The sequence below is a fragment of the Paenibacillus sp. FSL H8-0280 genome (genome assembly GCF_045040665.1).
Classification (GTDB): Bacteria; Bacillota; Bacilli; order Paenibacillales; family Paenibacillaceae; genus Paenibacillus; species Paenibacillus xylanexedens_A.
Genome location: NZ_CP150296.1, coordinates 3539502 through 3561154 on the forward strand (window position 1 = coordinate 3539502; position 21653 = coordinate 3561154).

General features: G+C 44.5%; 13 protein-coding genes. 11 read left to right on the forward strand and 2 right to left on the reverse strand.

The window, feature by feature from the left end; translation table 11 throughout:
• Nucleotides 1–74: 74 nt before the first annotated feature.
• From MHI12_RS15695 to MHI12_RS15745, 11 genes are all read left to right on the forward strand, one after another.
• Complete coding sequence (locus MHI12_RS15695) at nucleotides 75–2360, forward strand: DEAD/DEAH box helicase (RefSeq protein WP_405169649.1); 2286 nt, start codon at nucleotides 75–77, stop codon at nucleotides 2358–2360.
• A gap of 20 nt (nucleotides 2361–2380) precedes the next feature.
• Complete coding sequence (locus MHI12_RS15700; protein ID WP_405169650.1) at nucleotides 2381–3136, forward strand: class I SAM-dependent methyltransferase; 756 nt, start codon at nucleotides 2381–2383, stop codon at nucleotides 3134–3136.
• Between the two features lie 199 nt (nucleotides 3137–3335).
• Complete coding sequence (locus MHI12_RS15705; protein ID WP_341007575.1) at nucleotides 3336–4283, forward strand: ABC transporter permease subunit; 948 nt, start codon at nucleotides 3336–3338, stop codon at nucleotides 4281–4283.
• Between the two features lie 13 nt (nucleotides 4284–4296).
• Nucleotides 4297–5166 (forward strand): carbohydrate ABC transporter permease, encoded by an 870-nt coding sequence (locus MHI12_RS15710; protein ID WP_076210617.1) that lies wholly within the window; start codon nucleotides 4297–4299, stop codon nucleotides 5164–5166.
• 65 nt (nucleotides 5167–5231) lie between these two features.
• Nucleotides 5232–6818, forward strand: a complete 1587-nt coding sequence (locus MHI12_RS15715) for an extracellular solute-binding protein (RefSeq protein WP_405169651.1) — start codon at nucleotides 5232–5234, stop codon at nucleotides 6816–6818.
• Nucleotides 6819–6911: 93 nt separating this feature from the next.
• Nucleotides 6912–8651: a histidine kinase gene (locus tag MHI12_RS15720; protein WP_405169652.1), complete on the forward strand. Its 1740-nt coding sequence runs from the start codon at nucleotides 6912–6914 to the stop codon at nucleotides 8649–8651.
• On the forward strand, nucleotides 8651–10261 hold the full coding sequence (locus tag MHI12_RS15725) for a response regulator (protein ID WP_047843079.1): 1611 nt from the start codon (nucleotides 8651–8653) through the stop codon (nucleotides 10259–10261). The genes MHI12_RS15720 and MHI12_RS15725 overlap by 1 nt, the downstream gene beginning before the upstream one ends.
• A gap of 111 nt (nucleotides 10262–10372) precedes the next feature.
• Nucleotides 10373–12589, forward strand: a complete 2217-nt coding sequence (locus MHI12_RS15730; protein ID WP_405169653.1) for an FAD-dependent oxidoreductase — start codon at nucleotides 10373–10375, stop codon at nucleotides 12587–12589.
• Between the two features lie 17 nt (nucleotides 12590–12606).
• Nucleotides 12607–13815: a GDSL-type esterase/lipase family protein gene (locus tag MHI12_RS15735; RefSeq protein WP_405169654.1), complete on the forward strand. Its 1209-nt coding sequence runs from the start codon at nucleotides 12607–12609 to the stop codon at nucleotides 13813–13815.
• A 270-nt stretch (nucleotides 13816–14085) separates the two neighbouring features.
• Entirely contained in the window at nucleotides 14086–19149 is a 5064-nt protein-coding gene (locus MHI12_RS15740) for a hypothetical protein (RefSeq protein WP_405169655.1), read from the forward strand.
• Between the two features lie 338 nt (nucleotides 19150–19487).
• Entirely contained in the window at nucleotides 19488–20375 is an 888-nt protein-coding gene (locus MHI12_RS15745) for a cation diffusion facilitator family transporter (RefSeq protein WP_405169656.1), read from the forward strand.
• A gap of 126 nt (nucleotides 20376–20501) precedes the next feature.
• Here MHI12_RS15745 and MHI12_RS15750 read toward each other — a convergent pair whose 3' ends face one another.
• Both MHI12_RS15750 and MHI12_RS15755 read right to left on the reverse strand, forming a co-directional pair.
• Nucleotides 20502–20972: a ferritin family protein gene (locus tag MHI12_RS15750; RefSeq protein ID WP_405169657.1), complete on the reverse strand. Its 471-nt coding sequence runs from the start codon at nucleotides 20970–20972 to the stop codon at nucleotides 20502–20504.
• A 106-nt stretch (nucleotides 20973–21078) separates the two neighbouring features.
• Entirely contained in the window at nucleotides 21079–21519 is a 441-nt protein-coding gene (locus tag MHI12_RS15755; protein WP_405169658.1) for a hypothetical protein, read from the reverse strand.
• Between the last annotated feature and the right edge of the window lie 134 nt (nucleotides 21520–21653).

The following is a 21653-nucleotide window of genomic DNA, read 5'->3' on the forward strand; positions in this document are numbered from 1 at the left end:
GATGTACTCAATGGATGCAGCTAAAAAAGCCATATATAGCACCGCTATTTCTACTTAGGAGGAATCAAATTCCGATGAATGTAGTCGTCAAGTTGATACGTGAATTCAAAGAGCGCGATACCCGGCGTTTGTTGAAAGATTATCGAGACAGAGTGGAGCTTATAAGGAAACGGAATTTGGAAACTTGGGACGATCGGCGCCTGCAAGCGGAATCCCTTCGGCTGCAAGAAGAAGCAAGATCAGGCACGCCTTTGGATGATCTGCTTGTAGATGCTTATGCTCTAGTCTGCGAGGTTGCGAAGAGAACACTCGGATTACAGCCTTACGATGTGCAAATTATGGCTGCGATTGCTTTGGACGAGAGATTTTTGATCGAGCAGCATACCGGTGAAGGAAAAACACTCTTTGCCGTTATGCCTGCTTATCTTAACGCTTTGACAGGCAAAGGCGTTCATGTGCTTACTTTTAACGACTACTTGGCAAATCGAGATGCGGAGTGGATGGGCCCGATCTATCGCTTCCTCGGGTTAACGGTAGGCTCGGTTCAATCGGGCATGAGCCTTTTCGAGAAACGGGAAGCTTACGCCAAGGATATAACCTATGTTACAGCTAAAGAAGCAGGGTTCGATTATTTGCGTGACACAATAACATTCAATGAAGCTGATACCGTACACCGTCCTTTCCACTACGTCATCGTTGACGAAGCAGATTCGCTGCTTCTTGATGAAGCGCGGGTGCCACTAGTCATTAGTGGCGATTCGAGTGCTTCCAAGAGTGATGGCGTTCTTTTCGCAGAAGTGGCCCGTAAGCTGCAGCCAGGAGAGCATTACGATTTTGACGAATTCCAACGAAACGTTTATTTGAATGAAGCGGGTGCTGCAAAAGCGGAGTTGCTGCTGGGATGTGGCAATTTGTACGATAGCCATAACAGTCATTGGTTAACATCATTGAATTGTGCGTTGCATGTGGAATCGTTATTAAAAAAAGACGTCGATTATATCGTCCGGGACGGTGTAATTGAGCTAATCGAAGAACATACCGGCCGTGTGGCCGAGAACAGGTATTTGCCGGACGGGCTGCAAGCTGCGCTGGTGGCAAAAGAAGGGTTGCAGTGGAAGGCCGGCGGAAGAATTCTCGGTACGATCACGATTCAGCACTTTATTAGCCTGTATTCGGGAATTTGCGGAATGACGGCTACGGCGCACGCTTCAGCAATGGAATTTGAGGATATCTATGCGTTACAGGTCGTGCAAATACCGCCAAACCAGCCAAACATACGGATCGACCACAAGCACCGAATTTACACCCATAAAGAAGCCAAATATAAGGCGCTTGTACAAGAAATCTCTTCCGTCCATAGGGTGGGACGCCCCATTCTTATTGGTACGTCAAGCGTCGAGGAATCTGATATGCTAGCGGAGGAGCTTGCCATTGCTGGGGTACCTTGCCAGGTTCTGAATGCAAAAAACGATGCAAAAGAAGCCGAAATCATCGCTAAAGCGGGAGAAATAGGCGCGGTAACGGTATCTACGAATATGGCAGGGCGCGGCGTCGACATTCGTCTCGGCGGTGGTAATCCCGCACAGGCAGAAGTGGTTGCCAAACTGGGCGGATTATACGTGATAGGTACATATGTGAACGAAAGTATGCGGATTGATGACCAGCTGCGCGGACGTTGCGGCCGCCAAGGTGACCCTGGAGCTTCCGTATTTTATATTAGCCTGGAAGACGAGTTGATGCTTCGCTTTGGCATTCATAAACTGTTTCGCGCCCCAAATCAGGACGAGGTTCTTGATGATCCGGCGCTCCGCAGCAAAATCGAGCATATCCAGCGCGTTATTATAGGTCAAAACTTCGATATTCAGCGGGAATTGAACTGTTATTCGGATATGGTGGAGGATCAGAGGCGAATTCTATATGAAGAACGGCTCGGAATTTTGAAAGCTGGGAGACTGATGAGTCCATCGGAGCAGCGTGTACGGCTTTTTTACATCGACGAGTTCTGGGCTGACCATCTGGCATTTGTTTCTTACATTCGTGAAAGCATTCACCTCGAGAGCATTACCAGTCGCAACCCGATCGACGAGTTTCATACGCAAATCACCCAAGCATTCGAGCAAATTCCGGCTAAAATAGATCATGAATCGGCGCATATGCTTAGAAAACTCGGAGGTTCGAATGATCCCGAGAAATGGGAACAGTTCGGTCTGAAGAGTCCTATTTCGACTCGGACTTATATGATCAACGATCAATACAACCAAGATAAGCGCAGTTCATGGACCGGAACGACGGTATTTGCTTTTTGGGGCAGTAAAATTTTGAAGCTGTTACTGAAGCCAGTATATAGGATGTCAAAATAGTGATGGGAGCGTGACGATCGATGAACAATAGAGAACGGTTTTCGAGCCGGGTCGATTCGTATTTGAAATACCGCCCGAGTTATCCAAAAGAGGCTATTGACTATTTGTACGACGTCGTCGGTTTACATGCGAACAGTACCATATCAGACATCGGTTCAGGTACTGGCATCATCTCAAAACTACTTCTGGAACGCGGAAGCTATGTAGTCGCAGTCGAGCCAAATCAGGCAATGCGGGAAGCCGCCGAGCAAATGTTAGAAAGTAATCCTAAATTTCAGAGTACATCAGGTTCTGCTGAGTCTACTGGATTACCTGATCAGTCGGTTGATTTTATTGTCTGTGCTCAGGCATTTCACTGGTTTGATCGCTCCGCAGCCCAAATCGAGTTCCGCAGAATTCTACGGCCAGGTGGGAGAGTAATACTCATCTGGAATTCACGTCTTACTAACGGTACTCCATTTCGTGAAGAGTACAATCAACTGCTCCATACATATGGAACCGACTACGAAAAAGTTAATCATAAAAATATTTCTCAGACGATGTTGCTCTCTTTTTTCAAGGAAGGTTCAATGCATGAAATGCGATTCAGAATGAGTCAGGAGTTCGATTTCGAAGGATTGAAAGGCCGTTTGTTATCATCTTCTTACAGCCCTGTACCCGGGCATGCAAATTACGATCCTATGATGACAGAACTGCGGAATCTATTTGATAAAAACAATCAAGAGGGTATTGTTGAATTCGATTATGAAACTGAGATTTTTTGGGGAGAAGTATAAATACGGCATGGAAAGTCGCTACTATAGCGGCTTTTTTTTATTTTAGTGGAACAAGTTTTTATCTCACTTGCCGGGATTAGCTGTTGGAACGAGCCCAGGCACACTTCCTTAAAATCTTATAAGAAATTCTTGATATTTCAGAAATTTATCCGAAAGGCGGGTGCTATTATACAAATACAAACAAAGACGAGGTGATGAAATGCAAGCAAAGTTGGCAGCGGACGCCATTCCCATCTCCAAAAAGCGAAAGACATGGATAAGGACGATCCAAAAGTACAAAGTGATGTATGCTCTCTTATTACCAGCCTTAATTTACTTTGCGGTATTCAAATACATTCCTATGGCGGGAATCATGATTGCTTTTAAAAACTACAACCTGGCTTTGGGACTATGGGATAGCCCATGGGTGGGATTCAAAAATTTTACGGATTTTATGAACGGCGTTTATTTCTGGGACATCATGAAAAATACGATCATCATATCGCTGTATAAGTTATTGTTCGGTTTCTCCGCACCCATCGTACTTGCTTTACTCCTCAATGAAGTTTATAGCCAATGGTTTAAGAAGATTGTTCAGACAATCACCTATTTGCCTCATTTTCTGTCATGGGTCATTGTGTATGGAATCATGGTAGCATTACTAGCCCCAGGCGATGGTCTCTTTAACATGATTTTGAAGGATTTTGGTTTTGAACCCATCTCGTTTCTTACGGAACCTGCCTGGGGCAGAATGCTGATCATCTTATCTGAAGTATGGAAGGATATTGGATGGGGGGCGATTTTGTACCTTGCCGCCTTGGCAGGAATCGATCCAAGCTTATATGAAGCGGCTCGAATGGATGGTGCATCCAAATGGAGACAGCTCTGGCATATCACGTTACCTGGCATTCGAGGCGTCATTATTCTGATGCTGATTCTTAAATTAAGCCATATCCTGGATGCGGGTTTTGACCAAATATTCATGTTTGCCAACACCTTTAACCAAGAGAAGATCGATATTATCGACACATGGGTATACCGGGAAGGGTTGGAGCGTCTTAAGATCGGTTTGGCTACTGCTGTAGGATTGTTTAAAGCTGTCATCGGATTTGCTTTAGTGTTGGCAGCGAATAAGCTCGCCAAAAAATTCGATGGGCAAATCTGGTGAGGTGGTCTTTAAAATGATCCATATGACAATCGGGGAAAAAGTCTGGCAAACCGTCGTTTATGTAATTCTTATTTTATTATCCCTACTGTGCGTGCTACCCTTTCTATATGTGGTTGCTGTCTCCGTAACGCCAGAATCGGAAGTATTAAGAAGAGGGATTGTGATTATACCAGAATCCTTTACCTTTCTGGCCTATAAAGAAGTATTCATTTCTCATGGGATCTGGCAGGCGTATAAAATTACGTTGTTTCGAACAATTGTAGGAACTGCGTTAAATGTGTTTTTTACGGTAATCGCGGCCTACCCGTTATCCAAAAAATATTTGCCCGGAAGAAGTCCGTTTTTACTCTTCATTGTGTTTACCATGATGTTCAGTGGAGGGTTAATTCCGACATATTTACTAATCCGCTCTCTGGGATTGTTAAACAGTCCTTGGGTATTGATCATTCCAAATCTCATTAGTGCATTTAATCTCGTGATCATCAAAGGCTTTTTTGAGCAATTACCTGGTGAAATCGAGGAATCAGCGAGGGTAGACGGTGCGAGTGAGCTTCAGACGTTATGGCGGATCATTTTACCCTTGTCCTTACCCGTACTTTCTACCATTTCCCTATTTTACGCAGTCGGGCATTGGAACAGTTATTTTGATGCCATTGTATATATCAATGATTCCAACTACATGCCACTTCAAGTGATTTTGCGCAACATCCTGCTTAACGTTGCAACTCAAAGCGCTGATTCGCTCGCCAATTCCGGGGCTGTCAGTACGTTCGCTGTACAGATGGCTACAGTTGTTGTAACTACAGTTCCGATATTGATCGTTTATCCATTTTTGCAAAAGCATTTTACCAAAGGTGTACTCCTGGGATCCGTTAAAGGATAAAAGATGTTCCAACCTAACTTATTACGGGGAAACCGTGATAATATACAAGCAAAGGAGAGGTCAATATGCAGCGTAAAAAGATTTCATTTGCTATTCTGTCGGCAATTTTAGGGCTTGGAACGCTATTGTCAGGATGTGGGGGAAATGAAGAAATTACATCGACAACTTCGGGTAATTCGCAAGGCCAGTCTGGCCAGTTTGCAAACAAAATGAAAATCTCAATGTTTAACCAAGGTACTTTTAATGCTGCTGCTCCGGTACCTCCACGTGATGAAGATATTCAACGCCAAATGTTGGAAGAAGAGATGAATATTGACTTGGAGATGATGATTCCTCAAGCGGGTCAAGCAACAACCAAACTGAATACACTCATTGCAGGCGGGGATATTCCAGACTTGATCTTCTTGAAGAGTCGTGCTGATCTTGCGCAATATTACGACCAAGGTGTTCTTGCGGATTTGACACCGTATATGGACCAATTCCCTGAATTACAGAAACGATTTGGCACCGACTCCTGGGAGGCGATGTCCTATCAAGGAAAAACGATTGGAGTTCCAGGCTATGATAATGTAAACGGTATCAGTCGAAGCTTCTTCATCCGTAACGATTGGCTGAAAAAGTTGAATATGGAAGTACCAACGACACCTGATGAGTTGTTCGAAGTTATGAAAGCCTTTACAGAGAAAGATCCGGACGGGAATGGTAAAAACGATACGTACGGATTCATCGGCGGTATGAATAAAGAAGGCAATCTGCAAACCTACGGCTTTGATAGCTTGATGTGGATGTTTGGCGTCAATCCTCCTTCGGCCGTTGAGATAAAAGATAATGAACCGGTATTTCTGTTTATCGATCCCAAAATGAAAGAGGCGCTTGCTTACATTAATAAAATGATGGCATCCAAGGTGGTTGACCCAGACTGGGTGACGATGAATTCGCCTGATCTGTTGGACCAAAAGATGTTTAAGGGAAAAGTTGGCTTCATGATCAGAGATGCTCGTAGACTGGAACCGGATTATCAACAGAAAATGAAAGAAATTAGTGGCGAGGTGCCCGAATGGATCGTTATTCCTCCGATGAAAGGTCCTTACGGGGATCAAATTGTAGAGAGAAAATCATTCCAAGGCAATTCATGGGCCATATCCGCAAAAGCGGACGAGGACAAAATCATTCGGATCTTGTCCATGCTAAATTATCTCTTTACGGATGAAGAAGCCTATCCGAACTTTGCATACGGAATTAAAGGCATCCATTGGGATGTCGTAGACGGCAAGATCAAGAATAAAACCTCCGAGTTATCAAAGGAAATGAAAGAGAAGTACCTATGGGTCGATCATTATAGAATGCCGCGCCGTGGTGATGATGCAGAGTACTTCAGCTTCCAGAATCCAAAGACGGCGGAAGCTTTCAAGGACAATCAGCAATATGTGGGGCCAACGTTGCCCGGAAATTTATTGACCCCAGACCCCAGCGATACCTTGGATGCTGACCGCACACGTTTCATTAATGAAAGCTTGGTTAAATTTATGACGGGCAAAGAGCCTCTTTCCAACTGGGACAATTTCCTCCAGACGCTGGATACCAAGTTTGACATGCAGAAATATAAGGAAACCGCAATCCAGCAATTTAAAGAAGCCGGCCTTATCAAGTGAAAATAAACGAAGAGAGAGTGGCTATTCGTAGCCCCTCTCTTTATTAGCATATGCTATTCTTAGTTTAAAACGGAACTAAAAGGAAGATGATGGATGCGAAGAAGAATCAGCTTGCCTTTAAAATTATTTTTTATCGTGTTTGCCTTTGTATTAGGCTGCATCATCTTGATAAGCCAATTGTCTTATCGCTATGTTCAAAAGGAAATAAGAACCAATGACATTTTTTACACCAATCAAATACTAGACAAGGTTGACCAGTATTTCACCGTTAATTTTTCCTCCTTCCAGACGATTCTCTTCTCAGTTGAAACATCAGTGAAAGCCAACATTAACAATACCGAAGTGATTAAAAAGCAATTAAGGGAGCTGTATGAACTCAACAGTATTTATGTCAGTAATATTTATTTGATCAAAAGCGATTTATCCATTTTGGGTGGAAGTACACCTACTCGAATATTCGATGAACCTTTATCTGAAAGAGCACCTTTATTTGATGCGGCTGACAAGAATAGAAGGACTACCTTTGTTAGTGAACCTTACAAATCGAAGTATTCCGGCTGGACCGTTACGATGGTTCGATATCTGAACGGTGCTCCGTTTCCTATGGCCATCGCGGTTGATTTAGATCTAAATGCCATTGAAGAAACCTTGTTCAAGATTAATAAACAGGAACAAATGAATCTGGCTCTGATCACTGCGTCAGGTAAGATCATTGCCGGATTTTCTGAAAATAAAGGACCTCTGAATATCCAAGATCATTCTTTTTCGATCGGAGAGACGTCAGCGGAAGAAATTCTGGATACAACAGAAACAAATCTTCAACTGTATACCAACGATGGTATTCCGGTCTCCCTTTTGAAAAAACCAACGGAGAAATTCAACTGGACCATCATCTCGATTAACGATGAATCACGCTTAAAAGCAGCGTTGTCCAGATTGGAAACCTATTACCTCGAGCTTCTTGCTGCAGGTCTTCTTTTAAGTTTGTTCATTTCTTTTTTGGTTGCCAAATATATAAGAAAACCACTTTATACGCTCAAAACAAAAATGAATCAGGTGGAACAAGGTATCCTCACAACGACAGTTACGATTAATCGAAACGATGAGTTTGGCGATCTTTCACGAGCATTCGATCGTATGCTTCAGCAGATTGTTGAACTGATTCGCCGAGCTGAACTTCATAATGAACTTGAGCGGAAGTTGGAAATCCAGGTGTTACAGTCTCAAATTAACCCACATTTTCTGTATAACACACTTGGTTCGATCAGCAATGTGATACGTCTCGGACAAATAGAGAAAGTAGATGTGGTGATCGGATCGCTCATTTCATTATTGGAATACGGAATAGACGATGCTTCAGAGAAGGTTTCCCTACGCCAGGAATTACGCAATGTAGCAGATTATATCGAGATCCAGAACATCCGGTATAACCGAAACTTCCACTTGATTGAAAATATCGAAGCAGGGTTGATGGATTTTCCAGTTTTCCGAATGCTGTTACAGCCCCTTGTGGAGAACAGTATCTTCCATGGTTATAACGGAGGGGGAATTGAGGGCCCTATTACGATTCATGCGTACAGGGAGGACGGCATCGTCATCATCGAAGTTATTGATCAAGGTGAGGGAATTACAGCTGATAAAATAAAACATATTTTAATCTCAGAACCGACTGAAGAGGAAGTAAAAAGAAAAAGAATCGGGCTGAACAATATTCATGGGCGAATAAGACTCCACTACGGAGATCAATTTGGGCTGGATATCATTAGCATACCTAAGGAAATAACCCGTATACGCGCTGTATTCCCGGCAGAATTGCCAAAAGGAGATGCATAATGGGGAGAGACTATACCTGCTTCATTGTTGACGATGAAGACCTGATCATTCAACGATTGGAATTGTTTTTTAATGAACTCTCTCACAGGGATAGACGTTTTGTTCTGGTGGGCAAAGCGAATAATGGGCTGAATGGGATCGAGGAGATCATAAAACTTAAACCGGATATCGTTATATCTGATATTGTAATGCCGCGAATGGACGGCATCTCCATGATTGAGCAGCTCAAGGCGGAGCTCCCCCATACCCAATACATACTGCTGACCGCCTATTCATCCTTCGAATACGCTCAGCGGGCGATTCAAGCCAACGTATTGGAGTACATTGTAAAGGTTCCGTTGAGGGAAGCCGATTTGAATCGAGCGTTGGATAAGGCAGCCGGAATTTTAAATGAGTTTGAGAAAAAAGAAGCGGAATTTCACTCGTTAAACGTATCCGTGCTTGAAAATAAATACAGAGTCCGCAAGCAATTTTTTAACGAATTGATCCGAGGTGAAATTCCTTCTCATCGGGCATCAGATTTTGCTAATCGCATGCAGTTTCATTTCTTTCAAGCGAACTATTGCTGCTTCATTGTTGAAATGAATACGTATGAAAGTTTCCGAAACGAATACGCGGCCGCAGATCAAAACATCTTGAAGTATGCGATTACAAATATCATCGAAGAAACGGTGATGAATGGTAGCAGTGGGGTAGCTGCGGATCTGTCGGATAATCGTTTTATTGGTTTTCTATCTTGGGAAAATAACCGCAGTGATATGGAAACGGAATATGCTTGCCTATCATTGGGAGGGCAGATCATCTCTCATTTGCATCAATATTTGAATAAAAGGGTATCTGTCGCTTTTGGAAGTCCGCACCGAGGCTGGGAATCGATCAAACAGGCGTATACGGAAGCTAAAAATGTGAGTGAGGACTTCTATTATCATACCGAAAAAGTCGTAAAAACACCGATGCATCGGTTCCAATACCATAATGACAAAAAAGCAGATTTTCAGCAGAAGCTGGCTGATTTTCTTATACGGCTGAAACGAAAGATTTCCAAGGAAGAGCTGGACAATGCACTTGCTGATCTGTCGCAATTTGTTACCGACCATAAAATCCATAAGTCTATCATGGCGCCAATGATTAGAGATTTGTACAGAGACATTACCGTGAAATTTAAATCGGGGAATAAGATGGCCACGGAAGTTCCAGACTTCCCCATGGAATTTATGGCTTTTCAGGAGCAGCTCGCCTATATTGGTGACTTCACATTCGAATACGTGCATGCGGGCCAACTATTACATCGTGCAGAAATTATGAGTGCTATGCATTATATAGAGACAAACCTGAAACAGCGCTTAACGCTGGAGGCAATTGCGGAGGAAGTGAATTTAGCGCCATCATATTTTAGCAGCTTATTCAAAAAAACAATGAACGAAGGCGTGATTAGCTACATTAACCGTAAAAAAATCCATCTCGCCCTTGAGTTGTTAAACGTTCGGGATTATTCTTTATTGGAATTGTGTGAGGAAGTAGGTATCGTCAATGAAGGGTATTTTTGCAAACTTTTTAAAGAATATACGGGGGATACACCCAAGCAATATCGGATAAAAATGACACGGTAGGAATCCAACTAAGGATGCAAAAAATGTATGATTTTTTCGCGAAATCTTGTAAAAAAAAAGGGGCCAAAACCATTACCATGATAGGAGCATCTAATCATGGAGGTTATCCAAATGGAACTTATGAAAGCAGATGTAACCGTCGTAGGTGGAGGAATTGCCGGGATATGCGCTGCCATTGCTGCCGCACGCCAAGGACTCCTGGTTTCACTTATCAATGATCGGCCAGTTCTGGGTGGAAATGCGAGCAGCGAGGTCAGAGTTCACATTAACGGGTCGGCATATCTCGGAAACAGTCCATCCTATTATGCTCGCGAAGGCGGGTTGGTAGAAGAACTCAAGCTGAAGATCTTTCATTATAATCCGTTATACAACAAAAAACTTATGCTTTCACTTTCGGATACGGTCTTGCTTGACATGGTTTATGATGAGCCCAACATTTCTCTATTCCTGAATACATGTGTGCATGAAACGGGCTTGGAGAACGGCAGAATCAAATGGGTGGAGGGCCTTCAATTGGCTTCCGAAAGAAAATTTCGTTTTGAAAGCCCAACCTACATTGATTGCTCCGGGGATGGAATTGTTGGATACCAAGCTGGTGCTCACTTCCGATGGGGAAGAGAGGCGAAGCATGAATACAAGGAGGAACTCGCTCCAGAAGTGGCGGATCATTACACCATGGGTGATACGATTCTGTTTCAAGCCCGTGACGTAAACTATTCCGTTCCTTACAAAAGACCAGGCTTTGCGTATGATATTACGAAGCTGGAGTTTTTCGATAGTATCCGAAAAGGATTAAACCATCGGTCTTTTCCAAGAAAAATCAACGGGCTTGGCGGATTGTGGTGGCTGGAATACGGCGGACATATGGATATTATCAAGAATAATGAAGACATCGCCTTGGAACTGCGGAAATTGGTGTACGGGATATGGGATTATATCAAAAATAGCGGTGAGTTTGATGATGTAGACCATCTCATCCTGGATTATGTATGCCCGATTCCGGGAAAGCGAGAGTCGAGACGTTTTATAGGGGAACACATGCTGTCTCAGAACGATCTTACAGCAAAGCCTCATTTCGAAGATGCGGTATCCGTCGGAGGCTGGTATATGGATCTGCATGCGAATAAAGGCATCTACGATGAGGGTCCCGCTACAGCGTGGAATTTTGTGCCGGGATTGTATAATATCCCGTTCCGCAGCTTATTTTCACGCAATATTCCTAATCTCATGTTCGCTGGCCGTAATATAAGCGCTACTCATGTGGCTTTTGGGTCTACAAGGGTGATGGCAACTTGTGGTTGTATGGGGCAGGCGGTAGGAACGGCTGCTGCGTTATGCGTAAAATATGATACAGACCCCGCGGCCATCGTCAAAGCGCATATGGGTGAGCTTCAGGCGCAGCTGCTTCGAGACGGGCAAACGATTGTAGGGCTTCATGAGCCGTTGGATCCTTATTTCGCTGACGGATTAACGATTCGGGCCTCATCTCAGCAAAGCTATGAACAACTTCATCCAACCGAAGAGATTTCCTTGGAGAACGCGTTATGTTTGGTCTTGCCGATCCAGACATCTCTGGTTGAAAGTGTGCAGATCAAAATTAAAAATAGATCCGAGCAATCAGAAATGCTGCAAGTGAAGCTGTTTGGCGGGGATCGGAAGGAAAACTATATTCCCACCAGCGAGCTGAAAGGCTACAACTTGTTGATTTCAGCGGGTCACGATGACTGGATTACACTGGACCTCAGCTGCAAGAAGCCAGAAGACGACAAAATCTACATCGTATTGGAAGGTACGGCGGACCTCACTGTACACAGCAATGAAGAGAAAATGACAGGAGCAGTGAGCTTCTATTATAGACCGGAAGAGCCATCCAGGCTAAAGAAACTTAATAAGAGCATTTGCTTCAAAGACCTGATACCATCCCAGGATATGTATAATCCCGCGAATGTCGTCAACGGTTTCTCCAGACCTTATGGTTTGCCGAACGGCTGGATTTCGGAACGTATAGAAGGACAGGAATGGTTGGAATTTGGTTTTGCAAACCCCAAGAATCTGGATGAAATCCATCTTGTTTTCAATTCACAGCTGAATTTGGAGCATTTCGACGATCCGATCGAGCCACTGATCCAAGATTATAATGTGACTTTAACCTTGGAAAACGGAACCAAGAGTGAAATTAAAGTCCGTGGGAATTATCTTTCGTTGAATAAACTTCAGGTGCATGCACAAGGTGTAACCCAAATCCGATTTGATTTCTGTGCAACATATGGTTCGCCCTATTATGAAGTGTTTGCTGTTAAATTTTTTGCTCTTAAAAACGCTAAGTGAGGTCGGGTGAAGTCGTGATGAAGGAATTTTTTCCTCGAAGAGGGCTGCCTAATGTCATTCAGAAGTTGGAAAATGGAGAAACAGTAACAATAGTCTATTTTGGCGGCAGTAATACACGTTCGAAAGGATACAGGGTCATGACGGCGGATTGGCTGCGAGGGCAATATCCCCATGCGGATATCCGCTGTGTGAATGCAGGCATTGATGGGACAGGATCGGACCTCGGCTGCGCCCGTTTGGAGACCGATGTACTGCGTCATCAGCCTGATCTCGTATTTGTTGAATTCGTTGGAAACGATGGGGGAGTTCCCGAATCCAAGGCACGGATCGAAGGCATTGTCCGCCAGATCCGCAAGCGCAGCCGGTTTACCGATATCATGTTTGTATATACGGTTAAGGAGCGGGATTTGACCTCATTTCAATCCGGCGAGTATCAGAAGGGCGCTCTTATGCAAGAGGAAGTCGCCGACTATTACGGCATTCCTTCGATTCATCTGGGCGTAGCGGTCAGTCAATTGGTTTCGGATGGAAAGCTCATTTTCACCTCAAGGGCAGGCGTGGCCATTCCCGGGGCAATTATTTTCACGCATGATTCGATCCATCCGACGATTCCCGAAGGACACCAGATTTACACGGACACCATCATTCGGTCGTTTGAGAAAATGAGCGAACTTCGAGATCACGTGGGAAAAGTCGAACATCACTTGCCGCAGGACCCCTTGGTCCCGGCCAATCCTTGGGAGTATGCAACCATGCTGCCACTGGATCGTCTCACTCATTTTACCGCAGGGTGGTCTTACATGACCCCAGATGATTTTCCTTTAGTGCGAGAGTATGATTGGTTGTTCCCCGGTCTATGGCGAGCAGTTGATCCCGGAGAGGCGATCACAGTGGAGTTTGAGGGAACCCACATCGGCTTATTTGATATCGGGGGGCCGGATTCTGGCCGATTGAAGGTGTCGGTGGATGGAAGGGAACCCTTCCTTGTTGATCGATTCACACCCTATAACGATCATAATCGAAATCAATATGTTTTCTTGCCGGAGCTACCAAATGGGAAACATACCGTTCGCTTCGAGATTGATCACGAGAAAACTGAAAAAGCGGCCGTGTTTGAGGCAAGTGGCAATGAACGAAGTATGGAGCATGTTCGGCAGCATCCTGCTTGGTATGATCAAACCGTCATTCAGCTTGGAAAGTTGTTATTGGTGCAGCCGCCTTTATAATTGATAAGTCCTCTTGGAACACTTGAAAGACCTATATTCTATCTGACTGCAACTGAGCAATCAATTAGGATGTAGGTTTCTTTTTTTACTTAAAATCGTATAAGAAATTCTTAAAATGAAAGAAATTTCACCGTCATGTAACATGCTAAGATAAAAACGACAGAGCGGAATTAGACAGAAGGGGAAGGTTAATTGCTTTTTTACAATCATTTGAGCAAAAGGCAATGCATTTATGGAAGCGTTATCATTTAAGGAGAGGCTGTGAATTGTATGGTCAAAAGGAAGCTGCTTTTCTTCATCGTTTTCATGTTGACGGTCGTAGTTCCTTCCAGCCTGATCGGAATAAGGGCCGCTGATGCGGAGACCTTACCTTATCAGACGATTATCATCGATGACGGGAGTATCAAGATCAATGATGTTGTGACACCTGATGCGGGTAACGAGAACAATGGATATGTGGCTCCAAATTGGACTACAAGCACAGGGGTGAAGGGGTATGATCTTTCCAGCACCAAATATACGAGTACAGCAGGCAGAACGATAACATGGAATCCACGCTTAGAAGAAGGAACGGCGAAAATATCGTTCTATAAGCTGGATTGGGCGGATAAGGCTGATAGCAATGTAAAAATCGAAATTGTTCATAATGGAACAACGGATGTAGTCTTTATGGATCTAAGACCCTCATCTGGCGCTCCAGCAGGGTGGGTTGATTTGGGAGAGTACTATTTTTCTGGAGTTGGTGAAGAATTCGTTCAATTGACCCGTTCTACCGGCACCACAAACACGATCCTTACACGCGCGGATGCGGTTAAGTTCGAAGGGAATATAACGCAGAAAGAGCCACATAAGACAATCATCATTGATGATGGGAGCCTCACAATTGATCATGTCGTTACGGTTGATTCCGGCAACGCTAATAACGGATTCTCCGCTCCATATTGGAGCACAAGCGCGGGAGTGAAGGGATACAATAATTCCAGTTCCAAATTTACAGACGCTGTAGGTAGAAGCATCACCTGGAATCCACGCTTGGAAGCAGGGACGGCGAGAATATCGTTTTATAAGCTGGATTGGGCGGATAAAGCAGACAGTAATGTGAAAATTGAGATTGTTCATAACGGGATTACGGATGTTAAGTTTATGGATCTAAGACCTTCGTCAGGTCCATCGGTTGGATGGGTGGATCTGGGGGAGTATGAGTTTAGTGGTGATGATAGCGAATTTGTCAGGCTGACTCGAACGCAGCCTTCTACGGGTACAATTATTACGCGGGCTGATGCAGTCAAGTTCGAGGGGAATATCCGTCAACAAGCACCACCGCTCCCCCCGCTAAGAAGCCGTACCTTAGCGAATCTCAGTTACACAGAGAAAGGCAGCATCGAAAATGCGAACTATAAGGCAACCTTCTATGAGGCAGCATGGGATGAAGGTAAATCCATCGTTCGTGACATGTTCTACAAAAACACGGAGACAGGGAACTGGGTTCCAATCAATAATGAATCGGAAAGACTTGAGGAACAATGGGTTCTATTGGACGGGAACGCGGGCAGCCGAACCAATTACTACGATACGATGAACAAACGCTGGATTACATTCGACGAGGTCCATTTTCCAGACAGCCAGACGGCGGTATTAACCGATTCTGCGCATGGCAGTGATTACGATTTTGAAGTGAACTGGTCCATGGCAGGGGATAAACCAGATGTTTCTTTTGCCTTTACACCTCGCCGCGACGGCAATTATGTGATTGGATATCAGTCCTTCACAACAGAGGCAGTCTCGGGCATCAATGAAGTGTTAAATGGATTCAGGTCACATGCCAAAATGGTAGGTACGGTGGAATCAACAAGTTTAAGAGAGCTGAGCGCTCCGATGAGCCTGGTTGAGAAAAATGATGGTTCAGGAAATCCATTGACGTATGGCGTATTTGTACCTTCGGCAGAGCTTCCGGTTGAATTTGAACCGACGGGAGGTGTTACGAAACAACGGCTTGGCATGAGCCTGGTTAACAACGAAGGCAGCGTGCAGCCAATCCTGTATGCGCCTCAATTAGGGACTTATTCGCAAATGGCCGCAGAAAACACCTATCAATTTCATATGGGGCTAATCGCTCAAAAAAGCAATCTATATGAGTCCTACGTGGATATTCTTCGCAATGAGTACGATTATTCGGCATACCGGAAAAATGTGTCAGATCAGTCGCTTACTGACGCGATGTTTAATATGATTGATCTCCTTAAAATTGAGCCGCAAGGAGACGACTCTGTTAATTATGTCCCATCACCCAGCGGGTGGTGGAGCCGTGCCAAGGGTTTTATTGATATCGAAAACGAGGATAGCGTCCGAACAAGCTCAAATGCGGTTCTTTTGGGAGCTTATTATTTAACTGGGGATGACCAGCTTTACGATACGAGAGCACTACCGTCCGTCCAGTATGGCGTATCGCGAAATGGTATCGGTTGGTCGCCAACGCAGAAGAAAGTATACGGTGTGCCTTCCTTATGGAAAATGGCTACTCTGCCTTTTGATGTTTCAAGCGTAGCGGCTGTTAATCAGATGATGGGCACTTCGGCAGGCATTGGTGCACTCGCTCAGGAAGAGTACCTTGTACGTGACCCGGATCAGAAAGACCGGGGGCCTGTCATTCAGCCCCTGATGATGTATCGGATGACGGGAGATGCACAGTATTTGCAAGCTGCGAAGGATGCAGCCGACAGTTATATCGCGCAACATATTGATACGCCTGCATCCGTCGATGTGAGTAAAAATGAGTTCATTTATTATTATAGCAAGCTGTGGATGGAGATCTTGGAGCTATATGAGGAAACTCAGGATCCCAAATACTTGGATGCCGCCTATAAAGAAGCCAAACGCTATGCGACCATGTTTGTTGCTCGTCCAGTTCCTGAAGGTAACGTTACAATTCCTCAGCCGGAGACATATAATTACGCCGAGTCGTTTCATTGGCCGGAAAGTGGTAAATTTCAATATCCTAGGCTCAAGCTTCCCGAAGATATTGCCGGAGGTGTTCAAGCGGAGCGTTGGCTTATTTCACCGAGCGGATTGACGTTTGAAGCAGGAAGTACAACCGGCTATTATCGGATGAATGCTCAGGAAGCTCCGTTCATGCTGAGATTGTCGCTCTATACAGGGGATGAACTGTTGCAGGATATTGCTCATAATGCGGTTATTGGACGATATTCCAGTTATCCAGGTTATTATTATAAAGGATTCGCCGTTAGCCAACTTGAACCGGACTTTCCTCTGGAAGGCCCCAGCGGGGCTACATCCATCTATTATCACCATATCCCTGGGCAACTCGGGCAAACGATGGATTATTTGATCAGCGAACAATCATTGAAATCAAACGGGAGCATTACGTTTCCTTCCGTATTTGAAACGAATTTTTTATGGTTCAAATATCACCTCTATGGGAATAAACCAGGTCAATTTTATGGTAATTCGGACGTTTGGCTCTGGATGCCTAAGGGGATTATTAAGACCAACCATCCTCAATTGAATTGGATAACGGGTGAGAGCGGGGATAAATTCTACATCGGATTAAGCAATGCATCGTCTGAAGAAGTTCAGACTCCGATTGAATTGAATGAACAGATCATTGGATTCAACCCGGCACAGGATTATACCGTAACGATCATCCGCGACAATGGTACACCAGAGCAAGCAGTTATGAGTGGTGGAATCATTCAAGCCACGGTTTCAGGCAAGGGCATCACCGCGATCATTGTAGAAGGACTTAACATTAATGTGCCGCTACATCAGGTCAGAACGGCAGATACATCGGATGCAAGTTATTTCTTTGATACCCACAGTCCAATTGATGCGGTTAAAGGCATGCTGATCGTTAAGCCCGACGAAACGGTCTATGATGTTTATGTGCAGGCCAAAACGACAAAACCAGCGACAATCCATTATTCATTGGATGGCGGAGCTACGTATACGACTATACCCGATACGATATACCCGATGGAATGGTCTATACGAGTGGATGATTTATCCCAAACCTTTACGTATTACGTGGAATCGGACGGGAAACAGACCAACAAGCGTACACTTTATCTGCCTGATCAGGTAACGGAAACTCCAGTCCAACCCGATGGGCAGGATAGTTCATCCATCATCGTGGATAATACGGAGGCGGAGACAGAAGGCGTCTGGATAAGGGATACGACGGCTAACGATTATTATTATGATAACTATGTGTATGCCAAATCTACGACCGGCACAGCGACAAGTAAAATGAGATGGCGGCCTGAGCTGCCGGAAAGTGTCACTTACAGTGTGTATTACAAGATTCCGCAAATCACGGCTGCGAGTGAAAATTGGGCAACAAATGTCTCATTTACCGTTTATCATAGCGGAGGTTCCGAGACGGTGACAGTTGATGAGACAACAGCGAATGGTACTTGGATGCACCTGGGGGATTATCCTTTTGCTGCAGGCGATAGCGGGTACGTGGAACTAACCAATAAGGCCAATAAGTCCAGAGTCGTTGCCGATGCAATCATGTGGGTGGACCCAAACAGGATACCGCAATTGGAGTCTGCTGTGATCCTGTCCGATCGGAACGAACTGCAGATGACTCAAACCGCACAACTGAATGTAACCGGTTATTTGGATAACGGTTTGGTCGGTGATCTTACACAAGCCGATGTGCAGTATTTCGTTGATCGTACGGATCTGGCCGAAGTGAATAACAGTGGGGTGTTGACCCTTCTTAATCTTGATGGAGACACGGATCACATTGAGGTATGGGCTACGGTTACGATTGACGGAGTGACCTTAACCACACCACCTTTGAACATCACGATCAGGGACCTAACGGTTATCGTCGATAGTACAAATACAACGGGGTTATACACGACAGAAGGGTCTTGGAGCCAAAGCAATTTAGCAGGATACAAAATTGGGGTTAAATCCCGCTATTCAACAGTTCAAGGCTCATCAGCAACGTGGAAAGGCCAGTTCCCAGAGGGGAAATATACGGTCTCGATCTACAAACTCGTCCATACGACGGCAAACGATAACAATGTCAAAGTGGAAGTGAAACATAAAACGGGTACCGAGGTCACCTATATCGATGCAACAGCCGGCTCATCGGGTTGGGTTAATCTGGGAATGTTCGACTTTACGGGTGACGGTAGCGAGTATGTCCGGTTAACCAGAGTTTCGCCTACCACGGTAGACCCGCCAACGCTTCCTGCGGATATGATCTATACGAGGGTTGACGCAGTTATGTTCGAACGGCATTCCGATGATTCGGAGCCGCTTGCCAATGAGGCGCCAGTTGAATCGACACTTTCTGAATAAGGGCAGTGATTTATGAATGGAAGTGGAACAACGGTACGTGATGTTAAACAAATGATTGTAAAATAACGCTAAGAGCCGAGTGGATCAGAACGATCCATTTGGCTCTTTGTGTCTAAGTGTAAGAAAGTGTGGTTACAAGGGAAGGCAGTCGGCCACCTTCCTCTTACCACCCATTAATCACTTAAGTTTGCCAAATCCAACTTTTTTGGATGCTCGTAAAAAAATTGCCGCGTTCAGATTATGTTTCGTCACACTCAAAACGTTTCTCTAGACCCACACAAATCTTCAATGGTACCATCATACACGTGCTTGAATTGAAGATTGCAGGAGGATATCATGTGGATCAACTTAAATACGATAATCTAAAGCTGGGGGAGCGCGGAGCTATCATCAGCATTATCGCCTACATATGTTTGACCGTATTAAAACTGATCGTTGGCAATATGGCCGGATCAGAAGCGCTCAAGGCGGATGGATTAAACAATGCCACCGATATTGTGGCCTCAATAGCTGTACTGATCGGTTTGAAGCTTGCCCAACGCCCAGCCGACACAGATCATACATATGGTCACTGGAGAGCAGAGACCGTTGCGTCACTTGTTGCTTCTTTCATTATGATGGCAGTAGGTTTACAAGTACTGTTTCAAGCCATTGGTTCTGTGTTTCAGGGTACACATGAATCTCCGGATATCATCGCCGCGTATACAGGCATTTTCTGCGCGGTTGTCATGTATGTGGTCTATCGCTATAACAAGAGACTTGCTTCCCGTATTAAAAGTCAGGCGGTCATGGCTGCAGCTCGAGATAATATCTCCGATGCCTGGGTGAGCACCGGTGCGGTCATTGGGATCGTGGGTTCCCAGTTCGGCCTCCCATGGCTGGATCCTGTAACGGCTGTCATCGTAGGTTTCCTAATCTGCAAGACTGCTTGGGACATTTTCAAGGAAGCCACACATCATCTGACGGACGGTTTTGATGTTGAACTGATTCAGGAGTACAAAAAAACGATTGCCGGAATTGACAGCGTAGAGACAGTTAAAGACGTGAGAGCGCGGAATTATGGCAATAACGTTGTAGTAGACGTTGTCATAACAGTCCATGCTGAGCTGGATCTTCAACAAGCACACGATATCTGTACAGACGTGGAGAACGAGTTAATGGAGGAACATGACGTATACACCGTTCACGTTCATGTGGAACCTGATACGTTGGAAGAGTGCATTTAAACTCAGGATTATAAAAGAGCGACTCGGCAAAGCAAAAAACCAGTGAGCTTTAATTCTTCACTGATTTTTTGCTGATTTCAATTTTCATTTTTAAAAGAATACGCGCGTTTTTTATCCCATACATGACTATCTCGGCAAATTGTAGGTAATCAGATTGTTATATTTATCCGCATGTTTCTGTTCGTCCAGGATGATTCCCCACACCGTGTCTTTATATATGCCATAAGGGAGACCAAACCATATTTTTCTATACTTTTCCACGGCCGCCAATTCACCCTGAAACGCCTTTTGCAATCCGACAAGATAAGAGGGTACCGTCTCAACTGGCTCACTGCTTACACCCGAAATCTCCTGGCCTGTCAGATCCTTGTACATTTGGCGGAACATTTGATTATGTCCTCGTTCATCATTACGGATGCTCGTGATGATGGCAGCCTGATTGGCATCGGGTGACAACTGAATCAGTGAATCATAGAACAGCTCATCGTTTCGTTCTCCTTGCACAGCTGTTTTGATTAATTCGAGTGCTTCGGCTGATGATGTTGCCCATACCGGAGTAAAAGTGTACCTGTAACCATAAGGATATGCCACATACATTACGAATCCCTCCAAGACGAATATGAGTTAAGATATGCACGTATACCCATCAGCGTTAACCCATATCATCTGTCCTGCCTTATTAGTGGAAAGCTTCAGTATAACTTCACTTTGTATACCTCAATAATTTGCTGTAACCATAAGCAAGAACAAATGGCAGGAGGTATGACAAAAAGGTCCAAAGAATGTTCCATCCATTAAAATAAAGAACATGCCCCATCATTTTGGCAACCCATTCGATTAATGTCAGCGACAATGATGCAACAAAAATCGCCAACCATGGCTTGGCACCTTTTTCAAAAATCGTATACATCATCAGACAGCCGGCAATCGGATAGATTCCAAGATCCATTGGAAGAGCAGCCAAGGATTGATTATGTGTATTCGGAAGAATGTTCCAGAAGTAATTAAACCCGATATTGTTGATGGATGCTGAAATAGCCACACCAAGTGGATAATATAGAATAAGGATTGTAAAGTTCCGACGCAGAATCCATACACCCACTATAATGGGAATGACCATACCCAGCAGAATGTTTCCTAACATGCCATTTTCCTCCAAAGCTTTGTTACTTCTGTAGTTTCACTATAAGCGGCATCAGCATTTATCGGATTTCTCTCACTTCAATACAAGTGGTTTTGTATAAGGTAACCAACTCCATGGGATATAATGCATATTAA

What these genes read in the sequence shown, in the direction of transcription:
- MHI12_RS15755 (WP_405169658.1), bottom strand. Translation starts at nt 21,519, where the DNA reads ATGTTAGGAAACATTCTGCTGGGTATGGTCATTCCCATTATAGTGGGT.
- MHI12_RS15705 (WP_341007575.1), top strand. Translation starts at nt 3,336, where the DNA reads ATGCAAGCAAAGTTGGCAGCGGACGCCATTCCCATCTCCAAAAAGCGA.
- MHI12_RS15735 (WP_405169654.1), top strand. Translation starts at nt 12,607, where the DNA reads ATGAAGGAATTTTTTCCTCGAAGAGGGCTGCCTAATGTCATTCAGAAG.
- MHI12_RS15700 (WP_405169650.1), top strand. Translation starts at nt 2,381, where the DNA reads ATGAACAATAGAGAACGGTTTTCGAGCCGGGTCGATTCGTATTTGAAA.
- MHI12_RS15695 (WP_405169649.1), top strand. Translation starts at nt 75, where the DNA reads ATGAATGTAGTCGTCAAGTTGATACGTGAATTCAAAGAGCGCGATACC.
- MHI12_RS15715 (WP_405169651.1), top strand. Translation starts at nt 5,232, where the DNA reads ATGCAGCGTAAAAAGATTTCATTTGCTATTCTGTCGGCAATTTTAGGG.
- MHI12_RS15750 (WP_405169657.1), bottom strand. Translation starts at nt 20,972, where the DNA reads ATGTATGTGGCATATCCTTATGGTTACAGGTACACTTTTACTCCGGTA.
- MHI12_RS15740 (WP_405169655.1), top strand. Translation starts at nt 14,086, where the DNA reads ATGGTCAAAAGGAAGCTGCTTTTCTTCATCGTTTTCATGTTGACGGTC.
- MHI12_RS15710 (WP_076210617.1), top strand. Translation starts at nt 4,297, where the DNA reads ATGATCCATATGACAATCGGGGAAAAAGTCTGGCAAACCGTCGTTTAT.
- MHI12_RS15730 (WP_405169653.1), top strand. Translation starts at nt 10,373, where the DNA reads ATGGAACTTATGAAAGCAGATGTAACCGTCGTAGGTGGAGGAATTGCC.
- MHI12_RS15725 (WP_047843079.1), top strand. Translation starts at nt 8,651, where the DNA reads ATGGGGAGAGACTATACCTGCTTCATTGTTGACGATGAAGACCTGATC.
- MHI12_RS15720 (WP_405169652.1), top strand. Translation starts at nt 6,912, where the DNA reads ATGCGAAGAAGAATCAGCTTGCCTTTAAAATTATTTTTTATCGTGTTT.